This is a genomic window from Rugosimonospora africana, from assembly GCF_016862975.1.
GTDB classification, from domain to species: Bacteria; Actinomycetota; Actinomycetes; order Mycobacteriales; family Micromonosporaceae; genus Rugosimonospora; species Rugosimonospora africana.
Map to the genome: position 1 here is coordinate 45212 of NZ_BONZ01000040.1, position 26342 is coordinate 71553.

The following is a 26342-nucleotide window of genomic DNA, read 5'->3' on the forward strand; positions in this document are numbered from 1 at the left end:
TGGCGGAGGCGAGCACAGGCCCGCGTGGTAGAGCGATGAGTTTTTCCGGGTACCGCCGTCTCAACCAGGGTCGACAACACACGACCCCGACGGAGGCACATCATGGCTACGCTGATCTACTCGGCCACCATGTCGCTGGACGGCTTCATCGCCGGCCCGGGAGGCGACATGTCCTGGCTGACCGCTCACATCGGCCCCGACCCCGCGGTGGAGGACCTGATCCCGCGCATCGGCGCGCTGCTCGTCGGCCGGCGCACGTTCGGCGGTGACGATCCCCACCGCGGTACGGAGAAGGAGGGCAAACCGTTCGGCGGCGGCTGGAGCGGCCCGCAGTTCGTCCTCACGCACCACGCCCCGGACGTCGAGTACCCGGACGTGACATTCGTCGGTGACCTGAACACGGCGGTCGCCGCGGCGAAGGCGGCGGCCGGCGACAAGTACGTGAACGTCCTCGGTGCCAGCGTCGCCGCGCAGTGCCTGGACGCGGGCGTGCTCGACGAGATCTTCGTGGGGATCGCCCCGGTCATGCTCGGCGACGGCGTCCGGCTGTTCAACCACCCGGGCGGGAAGAGTGTCGCGCTGGAGCGCTTTGCCCTGACCTACACGGCGAACGTGACGAACCTTCGGCTGCGGGTGGCCGGATAAGCGCACGGGGCCCCAGACGGGATGTACCGCGCCGGGCCGTTCCGGCGTGGTACGCCCGGTTCCGGGCAGCGGGGGCTTAGAGCGGCGGGCGGGAGGGCTGCAACTGCCCATTCCTCCGTCCGCAGACGTATGAATCCGTCGGTGTTAGTGTCGTTTTGTGCAGCTGGCCGAGCGGGCGCGCCATGATGGTGTACATCCACAGACCGCGTATCGCTGGTTTCGTGGGGGACGATACCGGTGCCCGTTCGGCGTGTTTCGTCGCGCACGATCATGGTGGGGGTGGCTGACGCAGCGCGGCAGGGTCAGGTCGTCGTCTACGCCCGGGTGTGGTCGGTCGATCAGCGAGCTGACTTGGATCGGCAGGTCGCTCGGGTGACGCAAGGGTGACCTGGCAGGACCTGGCAGTTTCGCGGTGGTGACCGAGGTCGGATCCGCGGTGAACGGGCGGTGCAAGAAGATTCTCGGGCTGTTGCGCGAGGGGAACGTGACGACGGTCGTGATCGAGCGTCGGGATCGGTTCGCGGGGTTCGGCGTCGAGTATGTTGAGGCGGTGTTGGCCGGGTCGGGGTGGTCGATCCAGCCGAGGCCGACGACGACCTCGTGCGGAATGTCACGGAGATCCTCACTGGTCTCTGCGTCCGACTGTATGGCCGCCGGGCAGCGGTGAACCGGGCCAGCCGCGCGGTGGTCGCCGCTACCGCCAGGGACGTTCCGTGAAGCGGTACGAGCCGCCAGAGGGCTGGGTCGTGCAGGCGTACCGGTTTGCCCTCGACCCGAGTGACGTTCAGGTTCTGGGTCTACGCCGTAACAGCGGTGCGGCCCGGTTCGTCTACAACTACATGCTGGGGCGGGTCAGCGCGGTGAAGGCACAGCGTGCTGCCGAGGCCAGCTATGGAGTAGCCGAGGCGGACCTGACGCCGTGGCAGGGCTGGTCCCTGCCGGAGCTGCGGCGGACCTGGAACGAGATCAAGCAGTGGGTGGCGCCGTGGTGGGCACAGTGTTCCAAGGAGGCGTTCAACACCGGTCTGGCGAACCTGTCCGCCGCACTGGGCAACTGGCACGCTTCACGCGCCGGCGCCCGCAAGGGCCGTCGGATGGGCTTTCCCCGCGTGAAGAAGAAACAGGGTCGTAGGTCGGTCCGGTTCACCACCGGCGCGATCCGGGTCGAGGCTGATTATCGGCATGTGGTGCTGCCCCGGCTGGGTCGCATCCGCACCCATGAGTCGACCCGCAAACTGGCCCGCCGGGTACGGGCGGGCACCGCGACGATCCTGTCCGCCACGGTTACCGAGACCGCTGGCAGGTGGTTCTGCTCGTTCCAGGTCGCGGTTGGGCGCACGGTCGGCCGGCCGGCGCACGCGCCGAAAGCCGGCCTAGTCGTCGGCGTGGACGCTGGGATCAGGCACTTGGCGGTGCTGTGTACCGGCGAGATGGTGCCGAACCCGGCGCCGTTGAAGGCCGCGTTGAACAAACTGGGTAAGGCTCAACGCCGGGCCGCCCGCAGGGTGGGGCCATACGACCCGGCCACCGGCCGCAAGCAGGCCCCGTCGCACCGGTGGCAGCGGGCACAGCACGCGGTGGCCCGACTGCACGCCACCGTCTGCGCCGTCCGCGCCGACTCATGGCACCAACTCACCACCCGCCTGGCCCAACAGTTCACCACGATCGTGGTCGAGGACCTCCACGTGGCCGGCATGATGCGCAACCGCAAGCTCGCCAGATCCCTGACCGACGCCGCACCGGCGACCCTGCGCCGGCACCTCGGCTACAAGACCGGCTGGTACGGCAGCACGCTATACGTCGCCGACCGGTGGTACCCCAGCTCCAAGACGTGCTCCGCCTGCCAGACCGTGAAACCCAAGCTGTCGCTGGCCGAGCGCATGTTCCACTGCACCATGTGCGGACTGTCCCTGGACCGGGACGTCAACGCCGCACGTAATCTTGCCGCGCTCGTGCGGCACGTCGACCTGGAGTTGCCGGGCGACGCGAAAACAGGACGTGGAGCCTACGTAAGACCCGCAAGACCTGCATCCGCAGGCGGGGCGGCGGGCCGTGAAGCGTCTAGACCGGTCCAACCGGTCAACGTCGCCCGGCAACAGGCGACTGCCAATCATGAGTCACGTTTACTCACTGAGAGGTAACGGTAATACACCGAGGTCAGGCGTGATCGGATCATCGCAGCACCCGCAGGAGTACCCGTGTCTCACCATCTCGACTCGCCGCTGTCCCTCCAGGACACCCGGCTCAACCTGACCGACCAGTTCGTGTTTCCCGGCGAGAGCGGAACCGTCTTCATCATGGATGTGAACAGTTCGGCGGCGGGATCCGACGCGAAGCCCGGTTTCCACCCGGAAGGCCGCTATGAGTTCAAGATCCATCGGAACGCCTCGGAGGTCGAGGACCTCACCTACCGGGTGAGTTTCGAGGAGGCCGACGGGGACGGCGAGCAGGCTCTCCGGCTCACGATGCTGACCGGGTCGGACGCGTCCGACGACGGCGCCGACGGCGAGACGATCGCCGAGGGGCGGACGAACGCGCCGGTCGACGGCGTGTCGGGGATGCGCGCCTGGGCGGGGCGGGTGGTCGACCCGTTCTACATCGACCTGAACCAGCTGGCCACGATCGAGGACGCGGTCAAGAACGGGAAGCGGATCGATTCGGGTGACTGGCGGCCGGACGCCGCGAAGAACAGCTTCAACGACGCGACGGTCCACTCGATCGTCCTGGAGGTACCCGATGACGACCCGAACCTGGGTTCGGGCACGGACATCGCGTGTTGGATCTCGACCCAACTGGCCACCGACGCGGGCGGCTGGCGGCAGATCAACCGGGAGGGTCACCCGATGGTGTGGCCGATCTTCCGGCAGCTCAACGACGACTGGGCGACCAACGCGAACACCCGCCACCCGGACAGCGACGCGGGCGAGGAGGGTTCGCACATCGCGGAGCTGATCGCGGGCGTGGTCGCGGCGAACGGTACCTGCGACGACCCGGCCGCGTACGGCAGGGCGGTGGCCCGGCGCCTGCTGCCGGACGTGATGCCGTACCGGATCGGTACTCCGGCGAGTTACGGGTTCCTCGGGTTCAACGGCCGCGCGCTGTCCGACAACGCGCCCGAGGCGATGTTCTCGCTGGTGATGAACGCCGCCATCACCACCGGCCTGTCGCCCGCGCAGTTCAGCTCCACCCGGTCCGAGCTGTTCCCCTACGTGGTCTCGGCGCACTGAGCCGGCGCGCCGAGCCGGCCGGCTCCAGGGGCGCGCCGAGCCAGCCGGCACCGCCCGCCGGTCCCGGTGCTGGCACAAGGGGGCCACCGGGTCGGATTTGACATCGACCGTGCTGCGTACGACTGGCTAAGCTGTGCGCCATGCGTACTCTCCGGCCCCGCCCGCTGGTGCTGCTCGGCGCGGTGGCGTTGCTCGCGACCGCGGCCTGCGCCCCCGAGGACGACACCGGTGGCGGGGCCGCGGCGGCCAGCTCGTCGGCGTCCACCTGCAGCCCGGCGACCATGACGACACGCACCCCGGGGAAGTTCACCGTCGGCACCGACGATCCGGTATACGAGCCGTGGTTCGTCGACAACAAGCCGGACAGCGGGCAGGGCTTCGAGTCCGCGGTGGCGTACGCGGTGGCCACGAAGCTCGGATACGGCAAGGACGCGGTGGTCTGGACGCGGGTGACGTTCAACAACGCGATCGCGCCCGGCGTCAAGCCGTACGACGTCGACATCAACGAGTTCTCCATCACCGAGGACCGGAAGAAGGCGGTCGACTTCTCCTCGCCGTACTACGACGTGACCCAGGCCGTCATCGCGCTGAAGAGTTCGAAGATCGCCGGTGCGAAGAGCCTGTCGGACCTGAGGGTCGCCAAGCTCGGCGCACAGGTCGGCAGCACCAGCTACCGGGCGATCACCGAGGTGGTGAAGCCGGCAGCGCAGCCGGCCGTGTTCAACACCAACGACGATGCCAAGACCGCGCTGCAGAACGGCCAGATCGACGGGCTCGTGGTGGACCTGCCGACGGCGTTCTACATGACCTCCGCGGAGATCGACAATTCGCTGATCATCGGCCAGTTGCCGCAGCCGAGCGGGGCGCCCGAGCAGTTCGGCCTGGTGCTGGACAAGGGTTCCCGGTTGACCGCGTGCGTCAGCCAGGCGGTGGACGCGCTGCGGTCCGACGGCACGCTCGCCAATCTCCAGAAGCAGTGGCTCGCCCAGGTGGCCGGCGCGCCCGAGCTGAAGTGACCGTGGCCGCGCCGGCCACCGGGTACGAGCCCAGTGCGCTGCAGCGTGACCGGGTGGCGTACCGGCGGCGGCAGACCGTGCGCTCGGTGCTCGTCGCCGCCGCGTCCACGCTCGTGCTCGGCGTGCTGCTGCTCGTCGCGGTGACCGGGGCGCCGGGTTGGGAACGGGTGCGGTCGTCGTTCTTCGACCCGGGCGTGGCCTGGCGGGCGCTGCCGGACGTGCTGCGCGGGCTCTGGCTCAACGTGCAGCTGCTGGTGTTCTGCGCGACCGGGGCGCTGGCCGTCGGCTTGGTCGCCGCGATCCTGCGTACGCTGCGCCCGGCCATCTTCTTCCCGCTGCGCGCACTGGCGACCTCGTACACGTACGTGTTCCGGGGCGCTCCCCTGATCATCGTGCTGTACCTGTTCACGTTCGGGGTGCCCGGGTTGCGCCTGACCGGTACGCCGCCGGTACTCGTGTTGGGGGGAGCCGCACTGGTGATCGTTTACGGCGCCTATCTCGCGGAGGTCTTCCGGGCCGGTATCGAGTCGGTGCACCCGTCCCAGCGCGCGGCGGCCCGTTCGCTCGGCCTGACGTACCGGCAGACCATGCGGCACGTGGTGCTGCCGCAGGCCGCCCGGCGGGTGGCGCCGCCGATCCTGAACGACCTCGTCGCGCTGCAGAAGGACGTCGGCCTCATCTCGCTGGCCGGTCCGATCGACGCGATCCGGGCGGCCCAGATCCAGACCGCGCAGACCTACAACTACACGCCGTACGTGCTGGCCGGCGTGCTGTTCGTGCTGCTCGCGCTGCCGCTGATCGCGGTGACCGACTGGGTCACGCTGCGCGCCGCCCGCCGCCAGTCGGCCGAGCACGCGGCATGAGCGAGCCGGTTCTGTCGGTGCGGGCCGTGCGCAAGGTGTTCCGCGCGGGCCGGGGGACCAACGTCGTGCTCGACGACCTGTCGCTGGACGTCACCGAGCACGAGGTGGTGGTGCTGGTCGGCGCCTCCGGCTCCGGCAAGTCGACGCTGCTGCGTTGCGTCAACCTGTTGGAGACCATCGACGACGGCGCCATCTACCTGGAGGGGCGGCACATCACCGATCCGCGGGTGAAGCCCGACCCGGTACGGCAGCGCATCGGCATCGTGTTCCAGTCGTTCAACCTGTTCCCGCACCTGACCGTGCTGGACAACGTCACCCTGGCGCCGCGGCGGGTGCACCGCCTGACCTCCGGGCAGGCCCGGTCCCGGGCACTGGCGCTGCTGGACCGGGTGGGGCTGGCGGACAAGGCCGCCGAATACCCCGACCGGCTGTCCGGCGGCCAGCAGCAACGGGTGGCGATCGTCCGGGCCCTGGTCAACGCGCCCCGGCTGATGCTGCTCGACGAGGTGACCTCGGCGCTGGACCCGGAGCTGGTGGGGGAGGTGCTGGCCCTGATCCGCGACGTGAAGGAGCAGGGCATGACGATGCTCATCGCCACGCACGAGATGGCCTTCGCCCGCCAGGTGGCCGACCGGGTCTGCTTCCTCGACCGCGGCCGGATCCTGGAGGAGGGTACCCCCGAGCAGGTCCTCGGCGCGCCGCGCGAGCCCCGTACCCGCCAGTTCCTGCAGCGCATCGTCGAGGCCGGCAAGCTCTGACAACGGGGCGGCGCGCCGGCCGTCGGTCAGGCGCTGTGCTGGCTCGGCCGGGGCGCGGGGCGCGACGCCGGGGTCGGCGGGTGCCGGCCGGCCAGCCGGGCGAGTTTCAGCGCCAGGTGCAGCGAGAGGCGTTCGTTCCCGTCCTTGAGGTCGGTGCCGGCGAGCTGTTCCACCCGCTGGAGCCGGTAGTACAGCGAGGTGCGGTGCAGGTTCATCCGGTCGGCGGTGGCGTGCGCGTTGCCGGCCAGGTCGAGGTAGGTCTCCAGGGTGTCCAGCAGCGGGACGTTGGCCGGGTCGTCGAGCAGCCGCTCCAGCCCGGGGTGCACGCTGGCGCTGCGCACGACGTCGGCGGTCAGCTGGGACAGTACCCGGTAGATCCCCAGCTGCGACCAGCACGCCACCGGGCCGACCGCGGGCAGTTGGGTGGCGACCCGGGCGGCCGACGCCGCCTCGTCGTACGAGTCGCGGACCTCCGGCAGCGCCACCCGCGCCTGGCCGACGCCGACCACCACGCTGGCCACCGAGGGCAGCCCGCGTACCGCGGCGGACAGCGCCTCGTGCAGGTGGTCGGCCACCGCCCGGGGGTCCTGCCGGCCCCGCCGCACGCGGCCGTGGACCAGCAGCACCCCGTGGTCGTAGCGCACCAGGTGTACCGCCTGGCGCGGTCCGACCCACCGCCGGCTGGCCAGCAGCCCCTGCTCGAGCGCGATGCGGGCCAGGTCGTCCAGCCGCGCGGTCGTCGAGGACACGAGCCGGGCGACCACGGCCGTGGTCGGCCCGTCCTCGACCAGGACGCCGTCCTCGATCAGCGTCGCCGCGCCGTGCGCCCGCGCCTCGTGCTCGTCGGCCAGCAGCAGCCGCACCGCCTCGGTCTCCCGCTGCGAGGCCAGCTCACCGGCCAGGTTCTCCCGGTACAGCGCCAGTGCGAGGTCGGTGGTGGTGGCCGAGACCGCGGCGATCTGCTCGTCGGTCATCGACTGGTCGGCGTCGACGAACCACAGGAAGCCGAGCAGCAGGTCGTTGTGCCAGATCGGCACGCAGACCCTGGGCAGCATCCGCAGGTTGGTGCAGGCCGGGGTGCGGATCGGCTCCCGGGAGCGGGTCACTCCGGCCTGCCGGAAGAACGCGATGACCTCCGGCGTGGTCTGCCGGCGCAGGATCGACAGCCGCCGTACCTCGTCCATCGGCTCGGTCTGCTCGCTGTAGACCACGACGCGCTGCCGGCGGTCTTCGATCAGCGCGGGCCGGCCGGCCCGGCTCGCCATCGAATCCACGATCCGCTGAAGCTCCGAAACCATGGCCCCTGCTTCCGACGGGTGTAGTACCGATTGATCGCGCCCCTAACTCTTTGTCGAATGGCAGCCGCAGCGCAAGCCCCCGGAAGTCCGGCCGTCGATGAGCCACTTCCTACATCTGAACGATGACCACGGCGCGCGGGCGCTCCTAGGGTCGGGCACGGTAGCGACGTGTCAGATGTCAGACATCGATAAAGATGGAGGCCGCGGTGCCCCGGATACGCAGGAGCAGGCCGCTTCATCGCCGTTTACGTTCACTTCGGGCGCTGACCGTGCTCGGCGTCGCCATCCTCGGGTTCGCCCTGAGCGGCGGGGTTCCCGGGCAGGCGGCCGCGGCGGTCGCGCCCCCGATGCAGCCGATCGATCCGCAGCACGTCCAGGACCAGCAGGACATGACCTGGAACGACTATCACGCGATCCCGGGCATGAGCTGGTCGACAAGCGGTGCGAAGCCGACCCAGCGGGCGCTGCGGGTGGCGCTGGTCGCGGTCGACTTCCCGAACCAGCCGTTCGTGGTCACCGAGCCGAAGCAGTCCGACCCGTTCGGCAACCCGCAGATCGACCCGGTGTCCCGCAACCAGGTGCCGCAGTTCTACGCGGACTTCTTCAACAAGCCGAGCGCGGTGAACCACAACCAGACCATCAACGGGTACTGGATGGAGCAGAGCGGCGGCAAGGTCGGCATCTCGTCGGTGACCGCGTACGGCCCGTACCGGATGCCGAAGAATTCCTACCAGTACGGGCTCAACGACATCGGCCAGACCCCGCCGAACGGCTGCCCGGGCCAGAGTACGGTCAGCGGCGCCCAGTCGGCCACGACCACCATCACGGTCGGCTCGACGACCTACTTCTACCCCGGTGACGTGGTCACCATCTCGGGTGTCTCCGGTACCCGTACGGTGGCCGCGGTCCCCGACGCGACCCACCTCACGCTGAACTCGGCGGTGACGGCCGCCTCCGGCGCCGGGGTCAACGACTGCTCCGGCACCAGGCTGGAGTCCGACACCGACGCGTTGTGGCACGCGGCCGCCGGCTGCACCGGCAACTGCGGCTACGACGTGGTGCTGCGCATCTACGCCGGGTACGACGAGACGTCGGTGTGGCAGGAATTCGGTGAGATGAAGTTCCAGGACCAGAACTCGGTGCCCAAGGCGGTGTGGGGCAACCCGAACCCGGCGCTGCCTTCCACGGTACCGAGCCGGTACGTGCCGTGGACCTCGTGGCTGGCCGGCTCCCAACTGTGGGGGCAGTCCACGGTACGGCAGGGGGAGAGCTCCGGCACGATCACCCATGAGCTGAGCCACTTCTTCTTCAGCATCGGCGACAACAACAACAATCCGTACGCGGCGCCGTATCACCGGGCCGGCTCCGGCCCCTGGGACATGATGGACCGCGGTTCGTTCAACGGGCCGGGCGGCCCACACAACCGCTGGGAGGTACCGGCGCAGGACGGTGCCTCGATGGGCGCCGAGCACGACCTGCGCAACAAGATCGGCATGGGCTTCGTGCCGTACGCCTCGGTGCTGCGCCTCAACCGCAACGGGCTGGCCGCGTCCGGCCTGGCGGTGGCGGACGTCATCGCCCGGGCGGTCAACGCCGACCCGCTGCCCTCCGGGTCGCTTGCCGGGGTACAGGTGTCCCTCGACGGCACCAGCCCGGTGGACCGCGAACCGGCCTGCGACGTGAACACCAGCCCGGTGTGCGACGGTGGCGGACCGGCCGGCAACTGGAGCAACTACACGCTGGAGACGGTGCAGCGCGTCGGGTACGGCTCGTTCGAGCCGGACAGCGGGGTGCTCGTCGCGAAGAACAAGGCATACCCGGCCGGCGGCCGGTCGACCGAGGGCTCGACCTGCGGATACAACTGCTTCACCTGGGTCGAGGACGCCCACCCGGAGAACATCAACCAGGTCGACTTCACCCGGCCGGACGGCACCCCGGTGATGCGCACCATGGGCGACTACCGCCAGCTCAACGACGCGCTGTTCCACGCCGGTACCAATTCGGGCTCCTCCAACGAGTACGTCGACACGGCCAACAACCTGCACTTCTACATCCTCAGCAAGTACACCGACGCCAACGGCCTGCTGCACTACATCCTCGGCGTCCAGAACCCGACCGGTGCCGGGCCGCAGAAGCACAACGTGGCGGTCTCCGCCGGTACCGTCTCCACGCAGACCCCGGTGGGCTCGGCGAACTGCAACTTCCCGGTGGCCAACACCGGCGTCGACGCGGTCACCGACCCGAGGCTGCACCCGCAGGACGAGCGGGCCTACCTGCACAACGACATCTACCGGCTGTCCGCCGCCGTCACCGGCGCCGGCTGGGGCGCCCAGCTGTACAACAACCTCACCACCGCGCCGTTCGGCGGCAGCGCGAGCGTCCCGGTCTACGTGACCGCGGGCAGCGCCGCCTCGGCGACCGTGACGCTGACCGCGACGTCGGTCAGCGACCCGACCAAGAAGGCGACCGCCACCTGCGTGGTCACCGCCCAGAACACGACGCGCTGAGCCACCAGACGCACAGCCGAGACACGTACAGCCGGAAAACGACAGCCGAGAAACACACGGCCCCGCCCCCCTGGGGCCACCCGGCCGCCGGTTCCCACGGGAGCCGGCGGCCCTCGGCGTGCCCATCAGTTGTCGGGCCAGGTCCGGCCGCCGACGCCCGGCGCGTCCGTCTCCTGTCGAAAGGATTGCCGCTACCTGCCGACACCTGAACGGTGACCATCTCTTCGATCATTTCTAATGTGCTGTCGCATGCGACGCATCCCGCGCTCCGCCATACCCGCACTGTGCATCGCCCTCGTGGCGGCACTGACCGCGGCCTGCAGCGACAACAAGGGATCCGGTTCGGGCACGGCCTCGGCCGGCGTGGTACTGGGTACCACCGACAAGCCCACCAGCCTCGATCCGGCCGGCGCCTACGACCTGCCGTCCTGGACGCTGATCTACAACATCTACCAGAACCTGCTCAAGATAGCGCCGGGCAAGACCACGCCGGTGCCGGACGCCGCCAAAGAGTGCTCCTTCACCGCGCCGACGACGTACCAGTGCACCCTCACCGATGGGCTGACGTTCTCCAACGGCGACCCGATGACGGCGAAGGACGTGAAGGCGTCCTTCGAGCGGGTACTGAAGATCAATGACCCGGCGGGTCCGCCCTCGCTGTTCGCGAACATGAAGTCGATCGAGGCGCCGGACGACAAGACCGTCGTGATGACCCTCGACCACCCGGACGCCACCTGGCCGTTCGTGCTGACCACCGGTGCCGGCGCGATCGTCGACAGCAAGGTCTTCCCGGCCGACGCGAAGCTGCCCAACGAGAAGGTCATCGGGTCCGGGCCGTACAAGCTGACCAAGTACAGCGCCGGGCAGTCGGCGGCCCTGGAACGCAACGACAAGTACACCGGCGACGACAAGCTGGCCAACAGCAAGTTCATCGTCCAGTACTACGACCAGGCGTCCGCGCTGAAGCTCGCCGTCGAGCAGGGCGACGTGGACGTGGCCTACCGCAACCTGAGCCCGACCGACCTGACCGCGCTGGGCCAGGAGTCCAACCGGGGCGTGAAGATCGTCGAAGGCGCCGGTGCCGAGATCCGGTACATGGTCTTCCAGCTGAAGCAGAAGCCGTTCGACAATCCGGCCGTACGCAAGGCCATCGCGCTGACCGTCGACCGGGCCGCGATCGCCAAGGACGTGTACGACGGCACCGTCGACCCGCTGTACTCGATGGTCCCGGTGGGTCTGGAGGGGCACACCGACGCGTTCAAGGACGCGTTCGGCGCGGCACCCGATGTCGCCAAGGCCAAGACGACGTTGCAGCAGGCCGGCGTGGCGACCCCGGTGGACATGACGCTGTGGTGGACGCCCAGCCACTACGGCCCGAACTCCGCCGACGAGTACGCGGAGATCAAGCGGCAGCTGGAGGCCAGCGGCCTGTTCAAGGTGACGCTGAAGAGCACCGAGTGGACGCAGTACCAGTCGGACTTCAAGTCCGGCATCTACCCGGCGTGGCAGCTCGGCTGGTTCCCGGACTTCCCGGACCCGGACGACTACTCGGCACCGTTCCTGGACGGCAAGGGTGGCTACTTCCACAACGGGTACATCAACCCGGCCCTGACCACGCTGGTGGCGCAGGAAGAGGGCTCGACCGACACGAACGTACGGGATCAGGCGTTGGCCGCGATCCAGAAGGCGACCGCGACCGACGTGCCGATGCTGCCGCTGTGGCAGGGTAAGCAGGTCGCCGCGATCCGGACCGGCGTGACCGGGGTCGAGGACACCTTCGATCCGTCGTTCACCTTCCGGTTCTGGCTCATCGGCAAGAACGGCTGACGGTGGCCCGGTCGTCGCGATCGCTGGGGCTGTTCATCGTCGCCAGGCTCATCCTGGCGGTACCGATGGTGCTGATCCTGTTGACCGTGGTGTTCCTGCTCATGCGGGTGGCACCCGGTGACCCGGTCAGTGCCGCGCTGGGCGCCCACCTGTCGGAGGCTCAGTTGGAGCAGCGGCGGGCAGCGGCCGGTTTCGACCGGCCGCTGATCGTCCAGTACGGTGACTACCTCGGCGGCGTGGCGACCGGCGACTTCGGGCGCACGATCACCGACAACCGTTCGATCACACAGATCCTGGTCGACAACGGCGGCGCGACCCTCACCCTGACGGTGGCCGCGCTGCTGGTCGCGGTGATCCTCGGGCTGCCGCTCGGGCTGTGGGCGGCCCGCCGCAGGGACAAGTGGGACGACCTGGTGATCCGGCTGTTCGGGATCGTCACGTTCGCCGCCCCGGTCTTCTTCGTCGGGTTGCTGCTGCAGTTGTTGTTCGGCAAGACCCTGGGCTGGTTGCCCACCTCCGGGCAGGCCGCGCCGATCGTGGCGCCGACCGTGCCGGAGAAGACCCACATCCTGCTGCTGGACGCGGCCCTGTCCGGTGACTGGTCGGCCTTCGACGACGTGTTCCGGCATCTGATCCTGCCGGCCGTCAGCCTGGGCCTGCTGGTTACCGGGGTGCTGATCCGGCTGTCCCGGGTGAACGTCATCCAGACCATGCGCAGCGACTACGTGGAAGCGGCCCGGGCGCGGGGGATCCGGGAGGGCGCCGTGGTCGTGCGGCACGCGTTGCGCAACGCGCTGGTACCGGTGATCACCGTGACCGGGCTGCAGGTCGCGCTGCTGCTCGGCGGCGCGGTGCTGACCGAGGAGACGTTCAACTGGCCGGGCGTGGGCAACCAGCTCGTGTCCTACCTCAACGGTCGCGACTACACCGCCGTGCAGGGGCTGATCACCGTGTTCGCGCTGGTGGTCGTCGTGGTCAGCCTGCTCATCGACATCGTCAACGCGCTCGTCGACCCGAGGATCCGGTACTGATGTCCGCCATCCCGGCCGCCGAGGCGGCCCCCACCCGAGGCGCCGGACCCAATCCGCCGCCGGACGCTCGGCGCACCGGCCGGCGCTTCGCGGCGCTGCGCTCGGCCCGCGGCGTGCCACGGGCGCTGCTGCTGGTCGGCACCGTGATGACCGCGGTGTTCGTGGTACTGGCGGTGTTCGCGCCGCTGATCGCGCCGTACGGCTTCGACCAGTACACCGATGGCGGGCACCGCTTCGCCAAGCTGGCTGGGCCGTCGGCGCAGCACCTGTTCGGCACCACCGTGCAGTCCGTGGACGTGCTGTCCCGGGTCGTGTTCGGCGCGCGTACCGCGCTGGAGGTGGTCGTCCTCGCGGTGGTCTTCTCGGTGCTCATCGGCGTGCCGCTCGGCCTGCTGTCCGGGTACTTCGGCGGGCTGCTGGACCGGTTCCTGGTCCTGGTGATGGACGCGCTGTTCGCGTTCCCGTACCTGCTGCTGGCCATCGTCATCGCGTTCCTGCTGTCCAACGTCGTCATCGGCGGCGGCGTGGTCACCACCGCGCTGGCCATCACCGTGATCTACGTGCCGCAGTACTTCCGGGTGGTACGCGCCAGCACGCTGTCCGCCCGGGAGGCGACGTACGTGGAGGCGGCCCGCGCGATGGGGGCCCCGGCCCGTACCGTGATCAGCAGGTACCTGTTCGTCAACGTGGTGCACAGCGTCCCGGTGATCGCGACGCTCAACGCCGCCGACGCCATCCTCACCCTGGCCGGGCTCGGTTTCCTCGGGTACGGCATCCAGCCGACCGAGGCCGCGGAGTGGGGGTACGACCTGCAACGGGCGATCGCCGACGCGGGCGCCGGCATCTGGTGGACGGCACTGTACCCGGGCCTGGCGATCACCCTGCTGGTCATCGCGCTGACCCTGGTCGGCGAGGGACTGAACGAGGTCGTCAACCCGGCACTGCGACGCTCCCGGTCCAGGCCGGTGCGGCTGCCTGCCCGCCCCGAACGGAAGGCGGCCGACCGATGACCACTCCGAGCCCGGTCAGCACCGCGGTGCCGACCGGCGAGCCCCGAGTCCGGGTGCGTGACCTGCGCATCTGGTACGGCACGTCGGGCGCGCCGGTGCGCGCGGTCGACGGCGTCGACCTGACCATCCACGCCGGCCAGATCGTGGCGCTGGTCGGCGAGTCCGGCTGCGGGAAGACCACCCTGGGACGGGGCATCCTCGGCCTGCTCCCGCCGGCCGCCGCGACCGACGGCGAGGTGGTGGTCGACGGCACCGACCTGCTGCGGCTGCCGGCCAGGCGGCTGCGCGCGATGCGCGGCGACAAGCTCGGCCTGGTGTTCCAGGAGCCGATGACCCGGCTGGACCCGCTGATGCGGGTGGGCGACCACTTCGACGAACTGCTGCGCACGCACCGGCCCCGGCTGTCCCGGGCGGAACGCGAACGGCAGGCGGTGGACATCCTGCGCGCGATGGGCATCCCGGCCTCGCGGCTGCGCCAGTACCCGCACGAGTTCTCCGGCGGCATGCGCCAACGGATCATGATCGCGCTGACCCTCGTGCTGCGCCCGGCGCTGGTTGTCGCCGACGAACCGACCACCGCCCTGGACGTGCTGGTCGAGGCGCAGATCCTGAAGATTCTCGCCGAGCTGCGCTCGTCGGTCGACTGCGGCATGCTGCTGATCACCCACAACCTGGGCATCGTGCTGGAGGCGGCCGACCGGGTCGCGGTGATGTACGCCGGCCGGATCGTCGAGGAGGGTGACGTCCGGCAGGTGTTCGCCCACCCGGCCCACCCGTACACGCGGGAACTGCTGCGCTCGACCATCTCGCTGACCACGACCGAGCTGCACCACATCCCCGGCTCGCCGCCCGATCTGGCCGACCCGCCGCCCGGTTGCCGGTTCCATCCGCGCTGCCCGGACGCGATGCGGATCTGCCCGAACTCTGACCCCGGGGACGTCGACACGGCGGGCGGTCAGCGCGTCGCCTGCTGGCTGCACCGGCTCGACGAGGTCGCGCCGGCCGACCGGGAACCGTTGCCGGACAGGGAGATCAGCGTTGCCGACGAAGCCTGAGCAGGGCGCCGAGCAGGCGCTGATCGACGTGTCCGGCCTGCACGTCAGGTACGCGCTGCGGCGCGGCCCGCTCGCCCGGATCACCGGTGGTGGCGGGGTCATCAGGGCGGTGGACGGGGTCTCGTTCCAGTTGCGCCGCGGCGAGGTACTCGGGCTGGTCGGGGAGTCCGGCAGCGGCAAGAGCACGCTCGGCCGGGCGCTGCTCGGCCTGGTACCGGCCAGTTCCGGCAGCATCCGGTACGCGGGTACCGAACTGGTCGGCCGGTCCGAACGCCGGATGCGGCCGTTGCGTCGCCGGCTGCAGATGGTCTTCCAGGACCCGCACGCCTCGCTGAACCCGGCCATGGACGTGGGCACCGCGGTCGGCCATCCGCTGCGGATCCACGGCGTGGCCGGCAAGGACGTGCGGGACCGGGTGGTCGAGGCGCTGGAGCTGGTTGGGCTGTCGCCGGCGCACCGGTACCTGTCGTTGCGCCCGGGCGACCTGTCCGGCGGCCAGAAGCAGCGGGTGGTGATCGCCCGGGCCACGATCCTGGGTCCGGAGCTGCTGGTCGCCGACGAGCCGGTGTCGATGCTGGACATGAGCGTACGGGCGAAGATCCTGCGGCTGATGCTGGACCTGAGGCAGCAGCTGAACCTCACGTACCTCTACATCACCCACGACCTGGCCACCGCGAAGCTGTTCTGCGACCGGGTCGCCATCATGTACCTGGGCCGGATCGTGGAGATCGGCCGTACCGACGAGGTGTTCGCCGACCCGAAGCACCCGTACACCCGGGCGTTGCTGGCGGCCATTCCCGACCTGCGACCCGAGCACGCCGGCCCGCGTGACGTCCCGGCCGGGGAGATCCCGGACGCGGCGCGGCCACCGGCCGGCTGCTCGTACCACCCGCGTTGCCCGCACGCGTTCGCGCCGTGCGGGTTCGAGGGCCGGGACCTGCGGGCGCTGCTGGAGGCGCGGTGGGGCCGCGACGAGCCCGGCACCGCCGCCGGCTCGACCGCCGACCTCGCGGCGGAGAGCGCGCGGTTCGCGGACCTCGACGACTTCCTGGTTCACAGCGAGCGGATCCGGATCCGGCCGGCGCGCGGGCACACCGCGGCGGACGTACTCCAGACGTTGTCGGCGGCCCGCACGGACGCGCCCGACGAACCGGTCTGGCGTGGGGTGCGCGCGATGGCGGTCGAGGACCACGCGGCCGTCGTGGAGTTCGAGCCGGCCACCGATCCGGGCCTGCTCGACACCGGCACGGCACGGGTCGCGTGCCACCTGTTCGATCCGCGCTTCGCCCCGGCTGAACAGGTGTCGTAACGGGCGGCCGGACTGTGCGGTGAATGTCGGTGGAGCGGGCGGCCGGGCTTCCCTAGTTTCAAGTCGGCGCCGCTGGAAAATCGTCGCCCGATCGTGGAGGGAAATCGTCCGGTGCAGAATCTCGAATCGCAGGGCCGGTTCTCCGGCGTGTTCGCGGCGACCACCACGCCGTTCTCGCCCGACGGAAGGCGGGTGGACGCCGACCGGTACGCGGAGCACTGCGCGTGGCTGGTGGACTCCGGGGTCCAGGGCATCGTGCCCAACGGGTCGCTCGGCGAGTACGAGACGCTGACCGAGGCGGAGCGGCGCGAGGTCTTCGCGACCGCGCAGGCCGCGGTCGGCACGCGGGTGCCGGTGGTACCCGGCGTCTCCGGCAAGGGCGCGGCCGAGGCGGTGCGGTGGACCGAGGAGGCGGCCGAGGCCGGAGCCCCCGCGGTCATGTGCCTGCCGCCGACCTCGCACGCGCCGACGCCGGACGAGGCAGTGGCGCACTTCGCGGCCGTCGCGGCGGTCGGGCTGCCGGTCATCGTGTACAACAACCCGTTCTCCACCCGGATCGACCTGACGCCGCCGCTGCTGGCCCGGATCGCCGAGATCGAGAACATCGCCGCGGTCAAGGAGTTCTCCCAGGACGTGCGGCGCATCGCCCGGATCCGTGAGCTGGCCCCGTCCCTGGAGGTGCTGGTCGGCTGCGACGACCTGCTGGCCGAGGGCGTGCTGATGGGCGCGACCGGGTGGATCGCCGGATTCGTCAACGCGCTGCCGGCCTCGTCGGTGAGCCTGTTCGACCTGTGCGCGCAGGGCAAGTGGAGCGAGGCGCTGCCGCTGTACCGGGCGCTGCTGCCGGTACTGCGCTACGACGCCGAGCCGACCTTCGTCCAGGCCATCAAGCTCGGCCAGGACGAGGCCGGCCGGTACGGGGGGCCGGCCCGGCTGCCCAGGTTGCCGCTGCCCGAGGACGACCAGGCGGTGGTGCGGACCCGGGTCCGGGAGGCGATCGAGGCCGCCGAGCGATGAGGGCCTCGGTGATGTTCAACGCGGTGGACAGCCACACCGAGGGGATGCCCACCCGGGTCATCACGTCCGGGGTCGGTCCGCTGCCCGGCGCGACGATGGCCGACCGGCGCCGGTACCTGATGAACGAGCGCGACGACCTGCGCACCCTGCTGGTGAACGAGCCGCGCGGCCACTCCGCGATGTCCGGCGCGATTCTCCAGCCGCCGACCCGGCCCGACGCCGACGTGGGCGTGCTGTTCATCGAGGTGTCAGGGTGCCTGCCGATGTGCGGGCACGGCACGATCGGGTTCGCCACGGTACTGGTGGAGACCGGCATCGTCCCGGTCAAGGAACCGGTCACCACGATCCGCATCGACACCCCGGCCGGCCTCGTGGTGGCCTCGGTGGCGGTTGAGGACGGCCGCGCCCGCGCGGTGACCTTCCGCAACGTGCCGGCGTACCTGCACCTGCGCGACGCCGTCGTCGAGGTGGACGGCATCGGGCCGGTACGGCTGGACCTGGCCTGGGGTGGGAACTTCTACGCGATCCTGCCGGCCGCCGACGCCGGGCTGCGGGTCCGGCCGGAGTACCACGACGAGTTGGTGGACGCCGGCATGGCCATCATGCGGGCGGTCAACGAGCAGTTGGATTTCGCCCATCCGGAGCAGCCGGACGTGGCCGACTGCCGGCACGTCATCCTGACCGGGCCCGGCGACGCGGGCGCCGATTCCCGGTCCGCGGTGGCGATCCACCCGGGCTGGGTCGACCGGTCGCCGTGCGGCACCGGTACGTCGGCCCGGATGGCGGCACTGGCCACCCGGGGAGCGCTCGAGCTGCACACCGACTTCGTGCACCAGTCGCTGATCGGGTCGCGGTTCACCGGTCAGCTCGTCGAGCGCACCTCGGTCGGCCCGTACCCGGCGTTCGTACCCACGATCACCGGGCGCGCCTGGATCACCGGTCTCGCCACGTACCTGCTCGATCCCGAGGATCCATTCCCGGCCGGCTTCCGCATCCGCCAGCAGCCGTGACCGCTCCCGCCGCTGTCGTTCGCGTGGCTGTCGTTCGCGTCGTCGTCGTTCCCGCTGTCGTCGACTCCGCCGCTGTCGTTCGCGTGGCCTTCGATCCCGGCTCAGCCGACCGCGCTGGCGCACAATGCGCCTGATCGGCGACGAGCTGCCGGCCACGGCCGACGTCGTCGTGGTCGGGGCCGGGATCGTCGGCGCCGCCTGCGCCCGTGCCCTGGCCCACGCCGGTCGGTCCGTCTGTGTCGTGGATCGGGACGGGCCGGCCGCCGGTACCAGTTCGTCGGGCGAGGGCAACCTGCTCGTGTCGGACAAGCTGCCCGGTCCGGAGCTGGATCTCGCGCTGCACAGCCTGCGGCTGTGGGCACAGTTCGCGGCGGGCGCCGGATCCGGGTCGGGGTCTGGTGTGTCCGTCGATTCTGGGTCGGGTGTGCCCGCCTCGCGATCCGGGCCTGACGCGCCCGCCTCGCGGTCCAGGTCTGACACGCCCGCCGGTCGCGGGTCCAGCGTGCCCGGCGGTCCCGGGTTCGAGCTCGGGGCGGCCCTCGGTTCCGGTTTCGAGTTCGAGGCCAAGGGCGGCCTGGTGGTGGCCGACTCGGCGGCGTCGCTGGCCGGGCTGGAGGCGGTCGTGGCCGGGCAGCGCGCCGCCGGGGTCGAAGTGGTCATGCTGTCGGCCGAGCAACTGGCCGACGCCGAGCCGTTGCTGGCGCCCGACCTGATCGGTGGGGCGCTCTACCCGCAGGACAGCCAGCTACAGCCGATGCTCGCGGTCCGGGCGCTGCTGGCCGACGCGGTGCGCGCCGGAGCGCGCGTGGTCGGCGGAGCCGAGGTGGTCGCCGCGGAGCGCGGGCGTGACGGGGTGTTCCGGGTACGCACCGGCCGGGGCGTGATCAGCGCGCCGGCGGTGGTCGTCGCGGCCGGCGTGTGGAGCCGGGTGGTGGCCCGGATGCTCGGCGGCCACGCTCCGGTCGTCCCGCGTCGCGGGCACGTCGTGGTGACCGAGGCGCTGCCGCCGCTGATCCGGTACAAGGTCTACGAGGCCGGGTACGTCTCCGACGTGGGCAGCGACGACGGCAGGCTGCTCTGCTCCGCGGTCGTCGAGGGTACGCCGAGCGGGCCGGTGCTCCTGGGCGCCAGCCGGGAACTGGTCGGCTTCGACCGGCGGATGAACCCGGCGGCGGTGGCCGGCATCTGCCGCGGGGCCGCGCGGCTGTTTCCGTTCCTGAGCGAGGTACGCGCGATCCGGGCGTACCTCGGGCTGCGGCCGGCGTCCCCGGACCACCTGCCGATGATCGGGCCGGACGCCGACGTGGAGGGGCTCTGGCACGCCACTGGGCACGAGGGGGCCGGTGTCGGGCTGGCCCCGGGGACCGCCGACCTGCTGTGCGCGCTGATGACCGGCGGGGCGCCACCGGTCGACCCGGAGCCGTTCGCGCCCTCGCGCCCGACCCTGCGCGCCGCGGCTCATGTCGAGGGAGTGGACGCCGATGCCTGAACCGTCGGGTACCGGGGCGCTGACGTTCCGGTTCGAGGGTCGGGAGCTGACCGCCACACCGGGTGCCTCCATCGGCGCCGCGCTGTGGGCGGCGGGCGTACGGCACTTCCGTACCACCCGGACTCTCGGCCGGCCGCGCGCCCTGTACTGCGGCATCGGCCAGTGCTTCGACTGCCTGGTCCGGGTCGGCGGCGGTCCGCCGGTGCGGGCGTGTGTGACCCCGGTTCGAGACGGCGACGACGTGAGCCGGGGTGACACCGCTTCCGACTGGTCTGGCTCGGCGTGTCTGGCGCCGCGCCGCGACCCAGACCAGTCGCCGGACGTGCGTGATCTGGTCGTCGTCGGCGCCGGCCCGGCCGGCCTGTCGGCGGCGCTGGCCGCGGCCGAGGCCGGTGTAGCCGTCACGCTGCTGGACGCGGGCGCGACCCCGGGCGGGCAGATCTGGCGCCAGCCGGCCGGGTTCGAGGCGGGCTCGGCAGCGGGCTCGGCAGCGGGCCCTGCAGCGAGCTCGGCGGTGGGCTCGACGGCGGACCCGGCAGCGAGCTCGGTAGCGGGCCTGGCTGGCGGGAAAGCCGGCGGGAAGGGCGTCGGTGCGTTGCGGGCTGTCGCGGCACATCCGCGCATCGAGGTGGTCACCGGCGCGACGGTCGTCATGGCCATGCCGGGAACTGCGGCACAGGGCGTCCGGCTGCTCGTGGAGCGGCCCGGCGCGGCCTGGACCGTCGAGGCCCGCACCCTCGTGCTGGCCACCGGCGCGGCCGAGCTGTCGTTGCCGTTCCCGGGCTGGGATCTGCCCGGCGTACTCACCCCCGGCGGCGCGCAGGCACTGCTGAAGGCCCACGGGGTGCTTGCCGGGTCGCGGATCCTGGTCGCCGGTACCGGACCGTTCCTGTGGCCGGTCGCCGCCGGCCTGTGCCGCGCTGGTGCGCGGGTCGTCGCGGTGGTCGACGCGGCCACCCCCCACGGCGCCGGGCGCCGCCTCGCCGGACTCGCCGCGCATCCGGCGCTGCTCGGCCAGGCCGCCGGCTACCTGCGTACCCTGGCCGCGGCGCGGGTACCGGTGCTCGGCGGGCGGGCGGTGGTCGCGGCGCGCGGCCGGGACCGCGTCGAGTCGGTGACCGTGGCCCGGCTCGGCGACCGGGGGCAACGGGACCGCCGGGAGTACCCGGTGGACGCGGTCTGTGCCGGCTGGGGCTTCATCCCGTCGGTCGAGTTGGCGCGGTCCCTCGGGTGCGCCGAGGACCGGCACCCGACCCGGCCGGGCAGCGCCGTGGCAGTCGACGGCGACCAGGCCACCAGCGTGCCCGGGGTGTACGCCGCGGGGGAGACGACCGGCATCGGCGGCGCCACGGTGTCCTGGTGGGAAGGTGCGATCGCCGGGGCGTCCGCGGCCCGGGCACTGGGTGCGGTACCCGACGCCGGCCGGATCCGCCTCGCCCGGCGCCGGCTGCGGTACGCCCGGCACGCCGCCCGTACGCTGGACCGCGGATTCCCGCTGGACCCGGGCTGGCCCGGCTGGCTGGCCCCGGACACTGTGATCTGCCGGTGCGAGGAGGTCACCTGGCGGCGGATCGTCGACGCGGTCGACGAGGGCAGCACCGACCTGCGTTCCATCAAGGGCCTGACCCGGTGCGGGATGGGCTGGTGCCAGGGCCGGGTCTGCGGGCCGGCGACGCAGTCCGCGGTGGCGCCGCGGCTGGGCCTGCCTCCCGGTGCGGTGGGTGACCTGGCGACCCGGCCGCTGGCCGCGCCGATCCCGATCGGCCTGCTCGCCGGCGCCGGCGGCGGCCCGGATGGGGATGCCAACCCGGACGCGGATGCCGGCTCAGAAGCGGATGCCGGCCCAGAAGCGGATGCCGCCTCGGGCGCCGATGCTGACCCGGACTCGGATGTCGCCCCGGACGCCGGTGCCGAGGTCGTCGCCGGCGGTGGCTGATCGCGTGGACCGACGGCGGTCGGGTCACACCCGGGCCAGGAACGTCCTCAGCCGCTCGATCTCCGCGTCCAGCGCCGCGGCGTACCTGACACCGGTCGGGGCCCGGTCGACATACCCGGTCTCGACGTCCTGGCCCGCGCCGGCGCAGTTGACCCACCCGATCACGCGATCCCGCCACAACAGCGGCATCGCGTAGTAGCCGAGCTGTCGCTTGGCCACCGGCGTGTATGCCTCGAACCGGTACTCCCAGCCCCACAGCTGCCCGAAGCGCTGCCGGTCCCAGACCACCGGGTCGAACGGCGCCAGGAACCGTACCCGTGCCGGCGGATCGGTCTCGACCGGCGGCAGGTCGGCCGGCCACACATAGCGGGTGCCCTGCACGTCGGCGGCTTCCAGGTCGCCGCGTGCCAGCAGGTCGCGGATCACCGGCCGGCCGCCGCGCGGGCCGCCGGGAGGCCGGATCCACGGAACCGCGAAACTCACCGCCGTCCCGAGAGTGGCCTCCGGCACCGGCGCGAGAGTGCGGGCAATCAGTAGCGCTACGGCCCGCAGCCGGTCGCCGGGGTCGAGCGGATCGCCCAGCGGCGGGGCCAGCTCGTAGCGGCGCACCCCGGCGACCCGGTCGGCGACCCGCAGGTATCCGTAGTGCCGCAGGCGCTCCAGGTCGAGGGTGGTCGCCGAGGACGTGCCGCCCCAGTCGTTGACGACCCGTTCCTGGCCGAACTGTGCCTGCACGTCGCGCGGGTGCGCGATCCGGCGCTCGCGCACGAACGCCAGCACATCGGCGGCCCGGTCGGTGAGCGTGAACGCGCCGTCGGCCGCGTGGACGTTGCGACGCGGATACAGGATCGGGCGCAGCCGGCGGGCGACGAAGCCGTATGCGTAAAGCCGGTCCTCGTCGATGTCGAGTGCCGGGTAGTGCCGGTCGAGGCCGCCGGCCCGGTAGCCGCGCACCCGCTGCCGCAGGATCAGGTCCTGCGCCCGGGCGGGTGCCCGGATCGGGTCGGCCTGCACGAACTCCATGGCGGCCAGCGCCGCCGCGAGGGTGCCCGGTCGCTGGGGCAGCGACCATCCGACGGCCTGGCGACGCAACCATCCGAGCGAGGGCATCTGGTCACTGTAGGACGACCGTCTGACATTTCCGTGCGGGCGCCGGTCCGGGGACGCGGGCACGGGCTGGCTCGCGTCGGCGCACGGCGTGTCTGTCGCAGGGCGTGTCCGTCGCAGGGCGTGTCCGTCGGCCGGCGTGCCCGTCGCCCGGCGTGCCCGTCGGCCGGCGTGCTCTCGTCGGCTGGGTCGCCCGCGCGGCCGGCATCCACGTGTCGGCTGGCTCGTCTGCGTCGGCTGGCGCACGATGGTGTGATGGCAGGGACGCATGAGGTCCGGGTGACGCGGGTCTACGAGCCGCCGTCGGGCGATGGCGCGCGGGTTCTCGTCGACCGGCTGTGGCCTCGCGGCCTGAGCAAGGAGGCCGCCGCGTTGGACGAGTGGTGCAAGCAGGTTGCGCCGTCGAATGAGCTGCGCCACTGGTACGGGCACGCCCCGGAGCGGTTCGACGCGTTCACCGCCCGGTACCTGGACGAGTTGCGGGACCCGGAGCGCGCCGCGGCCCTCGACGGTCTCCGGGCGCTGTGCCGCGAGCGGGACGTGACGCTCCTGACCGCCACGACGACGCCAGACATCAGCCACGCGGCGGTGCTGGCGCGGCTGCTGACCGAGGCCGTCTGACCGAGGCCGTCTGACCGAGGCCGTCTGACCGAGGCCGCCTAACCGTCCGCGTGACGGTCAGGGTGTGCGCCGCCGGCTCCCGGCGCCTGCCTGAGCGGCGACAACGGCTCGGGCCGGAGCGAGGATGGCGGGCTGCAGCCGCCGTACCGCGTCGATGTGGTCGGCCGTCCAGATCATCTTCACCGCGGTCGCCGTACCGCTGCCGTCCTCGCCGGTCAGGTCTCGGTGTACCGCGTCGAGCAGCCGGCCGTCGGCCACCGTGTCGTGCAGGATCGGGTCGGGTACCCCGCCGTTCCCGGCGAGCGCACGTCCGGTCTGCTTGTACCAGCCGGCCAGCGCCATGCCGGATTCCAGGATCTCGGCGCGTGCCGCCGCCCGGTCTCCCTGCACCGGAGTGCCGTCCGGGTCCCACAGGTCGAGGACCGCATCGGCGGTCAGGCGCAGTACGGCCACCGAGGTGATCAGCGCCGCCACATCCGGGAGGGACACGCGTTTCGTACCGCGTTCGGCGAGGAATCCGCGGAACGCGTCGTCCAGCCGCCGGGCCGAGGCCGCCGCGCGCCGGGCCTCATCGCGGGGCACCGGGGCCGCCGGTACCCTCGCATCGCACCGGGTCAGCCCGTAGCGCACGGACCGGAGCAGGTATTCGGCGCCGTCGTCCAAAGCCTCGGACAGCGCCTGTCCCAGCGCCGAACCGGCTCCGCGCGGCCAGAACAGCGCGCCGACCAGGAGGCTGACCGCACAGCCGATGGCCACGTCCTCGATGCGGACCAGCCCGATCTTCCACCCGGCCGGGCCGATGACGTTGTACAGGATCAGCAGCGTGATGGTGAAGCCCGCCTGCCCGGCCGCGAACGAGATGGCCGCGGGCGCCAGGCCGGCGAACACGATGGCCAGCGGGAGCAGGCACCAGAACGCGACGGTGTTCGTCCCGATGGCGAGCACCAGCGCGCCGCCGATGATGAATCCCACGACGGTACCGAGCAGCCCGCGCAGCGCGTTCTGGCCGGTGTTCAGGGCGTTGGAGCGCAGGACGGCGAGCGTACCGAAGACGACCCAGAACGAGTGCTGGACACCGGTCAGCTCGGTGACCAGGATCGCCAGGCTGAGCGCGATCGCACCGCGCAGGCTGTTGTGCAGCCACACCGAGTGCCACTCCACGTGGGCCCCGGCCCGCTCCTGCACGGACGACAGTTGGGAGCCGACCCCCTCCGGCCGGTGGCCCAGGATCTGCTGCCACCAGGTACGGCGGCGGGCCGCCACGGTCAGTTCGATGTTCTGAGCGATGGCTGACGTCGCGAAGCTCATCTCCTGGGCGCGGAAGCTCGGCTCCAGCGAGTCGACGAACTCGGTGACCGATGTCCGGGCGGCCCCGTCGTCGAGGTCGCTGTCCCGGTCGAGTTCGCCGGCGGCACCGGGGCCGGGGACACCTCCCGCCGGTACCTCCGCGTGGCGGACCGGCAGGGTGGACGTCACCGTCCGTTCCATCGCCTCCCGGGCCTCGCGCAGCCGTTCCAGGTCGCCGGTGAGCTGCGCCGGGTCGCCGAGCGACTCCAGCACGTCCGTTCCGCGTTCGAGCAGCGCCGCCGCGGCGAGCTTGACCTCGCACACGGCCGCGTCCGTCGGCGCGGCCCGCTCGTCGGTCGGTGTCCGCTCCAGTACCGCGTCGAGCCAGATCACCTGGTCGACCAGCCGGACCAGCATGCGCGCGGACGTGTTCAGTCCGGTGGGCCGGTACGGCGTGCCGAAGAACGACGAGCGCAGCGCCGCCACCGCCGCCCGGGCATCCGCGGTAAGCGTGTCCCGCGAGGCGCGAGTCTCGGGGTCGAAGCCGCAGCGCACGCAGTCGACCTCGGCCCGCAGGCGCCGGGCCAGCAGCGCGCACGCGCGGGCGGTGGACAGCCTCAGCGGCTCCCTGGCCGGTGCCGGCCACAGCACGACGACGGCGACCAGGGACACCGCGCCGGCCAGCAGCCAGCCGCCGAGGCGGACCGGGATGGAGTCCACCGGTCCGGGGAGCGTCACCGCCAGGATGAACGCGACCAGCAGCGCGGTCGTGGCGCTGGCCAGCACCGAGCTGACCACGCCGATGAACAGCACCGCGAACCCGACGACGAGCGTGGCGACCGCGGCCAGCCAGGCGGCGTGCGTGGCGAGGGTGCCGAGGCAGATCAGGAGCGCGCCGGTCAGCACCAGCGATGCCTGCGCCGCCAACCGTTCCCGTACCGACCCGGTGAAGTCGATGAACAGCAGGGTGGCCAGGGCGCCGAAGGCGGCGAATAGGGCGAAGGTCGGATCGCCGATGATCTTCGTCGAGACGGCGAAGAGCGCGGGCATGAGAATCGCGGCTCGTCCGGCTCGGCGCAGCGCCGACAGGCCGGCGTCGCGCGTCCGCAGCCACTGCAGCACGGTCACGACGACGATTTTCTCAGGTACCCCGTTTCTCGGCTAACCCGGAGGAGCACGGCCGGAGCCGGGTTGCGGCGGCTTGCGCCTTTCAGGTGACATGGTACGTCGCGTCCGCTTCGTCACTGGCTGGCGGTTCGGGGGCCGGCTGTCCGCTTTGGCGCTGACGCGATGGGGTCGGGGAGTGTCAGACCCCGGCGCTACGGTCGG

At 71.6% G+C, this 26342-nt stretch carries 20 protein-coding genes and 1 pseudogene; 18 read left to right on the top strand and 3 right to left on the bottom strand.

Annotated elements, in window-relative coordinates:
- Window positions 1-102 precede the first annotated feature (102 nt).
- From Raf01_RS21680 to Raf01_RS21710, 7 genes and pseudogenes are all read left to right on the top strand, one after another.
- Window positions 103-645 (top strand): dihydrofolate reductase family protein, encoded by a 543-nt coding sequence (locus tag Raf01_RS21680; RefSeq protein WP_203919793.1) that lies wholly within the window; start codon window positions 103-105, stop codon window positions 643-645.
- 157 nt (window positions 646-802) lie between these two features.
- A pseudogene (locus Raf01_RS21685) lies at window positions 803-1362 on the top strand (IS607 family transposase).
- A complete protein-coding gene (tnpB, locus tag Raf01_RS21690; protein ID WP_203919794.1) occupies window positions 1359-2786 on the top strand; it encodes an IS607 family element RNA-guided endonuclease TnpB in 1428 nt (475 codons plus the stop codon). Before Raf01_RS21685 ends, tnpB begins: the two are co-directional and overlap by 4 nt.
- 57 nt (window positions 2787-2843) lie before the next feature.
- Window positions 2844-3872 carry a DUF4331 family protein gene (locus tag Raf01_RS21695; RefSeq protein ID WP_203919795.1) on the top strand — a complete coding sequence of 343 codons (1029 nt, stop codon included), beginning with the start codon at window positions 2844-2846 and terminating at the stop codon, window positions 3870-3872.
- Window positions 3873-4012: 140 nt separating this feature from the next.
- Complete coding sequence (locus Raf01_RS21700) at window positions 4013-4888, top strand: ABC transporter substrate-binding protein (protein WP_203919796.1); 876 nt, start codon at window positions 4013-4015, stop codon at window positions 4886-4888.
- Complete coding sequence (locus tag Raf01_RS21705) at window positions 4885-5751, top strand: amino acid ABC transporter permease (RefSeq protein WP_239133798.1); 867 nt, start codon at window positions 4885-4887, stop codon at window positions 5749-5751. Before Raf01_RS21700 ends, Raf01_RS21705 begins: the two co-directional genes overlap by 4 nt.
- A complete protein-coding gene (locus Raf01_RS21710) occupies window positions 5748-6509 on the top strand; it encodes an amino acid ABC transporter ATP-binding protein (protein WP_203919797.1) in 762 nt (253 codons plus the stop codon). Before Raf01_RS21705 ends, Raf01_RS21710 begins: the two co-directional genes overlap by 4 nt.
- Before the next feature lie 26 nt (window positions 6510-6535).
- On the opposite strand, the gene Raf01_RS21715 is transcribed toward Raf01_RS21710, so the two are convergent.
- Window positions 6536-7807: a PucR family transcriptional regulator gene (locus Raf01_RS21715; RefSeq protein WP_203919798.1), complete on the bottom strand. Its 1272-nt coding sequence runs from the start codon at window positions 7805-7807 to the stop codon at window positions 6536-6538.
- 269 nt (window positions 7808-8076) lie between these two features.
- On the opposite strand from Raf01_RS21715, the gene Raf01_RS21720 reads away from it, so the two are divergent.
- The 10 genes from Raf01_RS21720 (at window position 8077) to Raf01_RS21765 (ending at window position 21998) form a co-directional block, all read left to right on the top strand.
- Window positions 8077-10314: a metallopeptidase domain-containing protein gene (locus Raf01_RS21720; RefSeq protein ID WP_203919799.1), complete on the top strand. Its 2238-nt coding sequence runs from the start codon at window positions 8077-8079 to the stop codon at window positions 10312-10314.
- Between the two features lie 249 nt (window positions 10315-10563).
- Window positions 10564-12141, top strand: a complete 1578-nt coding sequence (locus Raf01_RS21725; RefSeq protein ID WP_203919800.1) for an ABC transporter substrate-binding protein — start codon at window positions 10564-10566, stop codon at window positions 12139-12141.
- A gap of 2 nt (window positions 12142-12143) precedes the next feature.
- A complete protein-coding gene (locus Raf01_RS21730; RefSeq protein ID WP_203919801.1) occupies window positions 12144-13172 on the top strand; it encodes an ABC transporter permease in 1029 nt (342 codons plus the stop codon).
- On the top strand, window positions 13172-14182 hold the full coding sequence (locus tag Raf01_RS21735; protein WP_203919802.1) for an ABC transporter permease: 1011 nt from the start codon (window positions 13172-13174) through the stop codon (window positions 14180-14182). Before Raf01_RS21730 ends, Raf01_RS21735 begins: the two co-directional genes overlap by 1 nt.
- The gene (locus tag Raf01_RS21740; protein ID WP_203919803.1) at window positions 14179-15237 is read left to right on the top strand and encodes an ABC transporter ATP-binding protein; all 1059 of its coding nucleotides are present in this window, start codon (window positions 14179-14181) and stop codon (window positions 15235-15237) included. The genes Raf01_RS21735 and Raf01_RS21740 overlap by 4 nt, the downstream gene beginning before the upstream one ends.
- Entirely contained in the window at window positions 15221-16546 is a 1326-nt protein-coding gene (locus tag Raf01_RS21745; RefSeq protein ID WP_203919804.1) for an oligopeptide/dipeptide ABC transporter ATP-binding protein, read from the top strand. The genes Raf01_RS21740 and Raf01_RS21745 overlap by 17 nt, the downstream gene beginning before the upstream one ends.
- A gap of 111 nt (window positions 16547-16657) precedes the next feature.
- Window positions 16658-17563 carry a dihydrodipicolinate synthase family protein gene (locus tag Raf01_RS21750; RefSeq protein WP_203919805.1) on the top strand — a complete coding sequence of 302 codons (906 nt, stop codon included), beginning with the start codon at window positions 16658-16660 and terminating at the stop codon, window positions 17561-17563.
- Window positions 17560-18573 (top strand): proline racemase family protein, encoded by a 1014-nt coding sequence (locus Raf01_RS21755; protein ID WP_203919806.1) that lies wholly within the window; start codon window positions 17560-17562, stop codon window positions 18571-18573. Before Raf01_RS21750 ends, Raf01_RS21755 begins: the two co-directional genes overlap by 4 nt.
- Window positions 18574-18697: 124 nt before the next feature.
- Window positions 18698-20062: an NAD(P)/FAD-dependent oxidoreductase gene (locus Raf01_RS21760; RefSeq protein ID WP_203919807.1), complete on the top strand. Its 1365-nt coding sequence runs from the start codon at window positions 18698-18700 to the stop codon at window positions 20060-20062.
- Complete coding sequence (locus Raf01_RS21765; RefSeq protein ID WP_203919808.1) at window positions 20055-21998, top strand: FAD-dependent oxidoreductase; 1944 nt, start codon at window positions 20055-20057, stop codon at window positions 21996-21998. Before Raf01_RS21760 ends, Raf01_RS21765 begins: the two co-directional genes overlap by 8 nt.
- Before the next feature lie 24 nt (window positions 21999-22022).
- On the opposite strand, the gene Raf01_RS21770 is transcribed toward Raf01_RS21765, so the two are convergent.
- Window positions 22023-23108 carry a DNA glycosylase AlkZ-like family protein gene (locus Raf01_RS21770; RefSeq protein WP_203919809.1) on the bottom strand — a complete coding sequence of 362 codons (1086 nt, stop codon included), beginning with the start codon at window positions 23106-23108 and terminating at the stop codon, window positions 22023-22025.
- A 252-nt stretch (window positions 23109-23360) separates the two neighbouring features.
- Here Raf01_RS21770 and Raf01_RS21775 point away from each other — a divergent pair, with 252 nt between their 5' ends.
- A complete protein-coding gene (locus Raf01_RS21775; protein ID WP_203919810.1) occupies window positions 23361-23726 on the top strand; it encodes a DUF488 domain-containing protein in 366 nt (121 codons plus the stop codon).
- A gap of 57 nt (window positions 23727-23783) precedes the next feature.
- Here the strand turns inward: Raf01_RS21775 and Raf01_RS21780 are convergent, their stop codons facing one another.
- A complete protein-coding gene (locus tag Raf01_RS21780) occupies window positions 23784-26141 on the bottom strand; it encodes an FUSC family protein (protein ID WP_203919811.1) in 2358 nt (785 codons plus the stop codon).
- Between the last annotated feature and the right edge of the window lie 201 nt (window positions 26142-26342).

What these genes read in the sequence shown, in the direction of transcription:
- Raf01_RS21680 (WP_203919793.1), top strand. Translation starts at nt 103, where the DNA reads ATGGCTACGCTGATCTACTCGGCCACCATGTCGCTGGACGGCTTCATC.
- Raf01_RS21700 (WP_203919796.1), top strand. Translation starts at nt 4,013, where the DNA reads ATGCGTACTCTCCGGCCCCGCCCGCTGGTGCTGCTCGGCGCGGTGGCG.
- Raf01_RS21710 (WP_203919797.1), top strand. Translation starts at nt 5,748, where the DNA reads ATGAGCGAGCCGGTTCTGTCGGTGCGGGCCGTGCGCAAGGTGTTCCGC.
- Raf01_RS21715 (WP_203919798.1), bottom strand. Translation starts at nt 7,807, where the DNA reads ATGGTTTCGGAGCTTCAGCGGATCGTGGATTCGATGGCGAGCCGGGCC.
- Raf01_RS21725 (WP_203919800.1), top strand. Translation starts at nt 10,564, where the DNA reads ATGCGACGCATCCCGCGCTCCGCCATACCCGCACTGTGCATCGCCCTC.
- Raf01_RS21735 (WP_203919802.1), top strand. Translation starts at nt 13,172, where the DNA reads ATGTCCGCCATCCCGGCCGCCGAGGCGGCCCCCACCCGAGGCGCCGGA.
- Raf01_RS21740 (WP_203919803.1), top strand. Translation starts at nt 14,179, where the DNA reads ATGACCACTCCGAGCCCGGTCAGCACCGCGGTGCCGACCGGCGAGCCC.
- Raf01_RS21755 (WP_203919806.1), top strand. Translation starts at nt 17,560, where the DNA reads ATGAGGGCCTCGGTGATGTTCAACGCGGTGGACAGCCACACCGAGGGG.
- Raf01_RS21760 (WP_203919807.1), top strand. Translation starts at nt 18,698, where the DNA reads ATGCGCCTGATCGGCGACGAGCTGCCGGCCACGGCCGACGTCGTCGTG.
- Raf01_RS21765 (WP_203919808.1), top strand. Translation starts at nt 20,055, where the DNA reads ATGCCTGAACCGTCGGGTACCGGGGCGCTGACGTTCCGGTTCGAGGGT.
- Raf01_RS21770 (WP_203919809.1), bottom strand. Translation starts at nt 23,108, where the DNA reads ATGCCCTCGCTCGGATGGTTGCGTCGCCAGGCCGTCGGATGGTCGCTG.
- Raf01_RS21775 (WP_203919810.1), top strand. Translation starts at nt 23,361, where the DNA reads ATGGCAGGGACGCATGAGGTCCGGGTGACGCGGGTCTACGAGCCGCCG.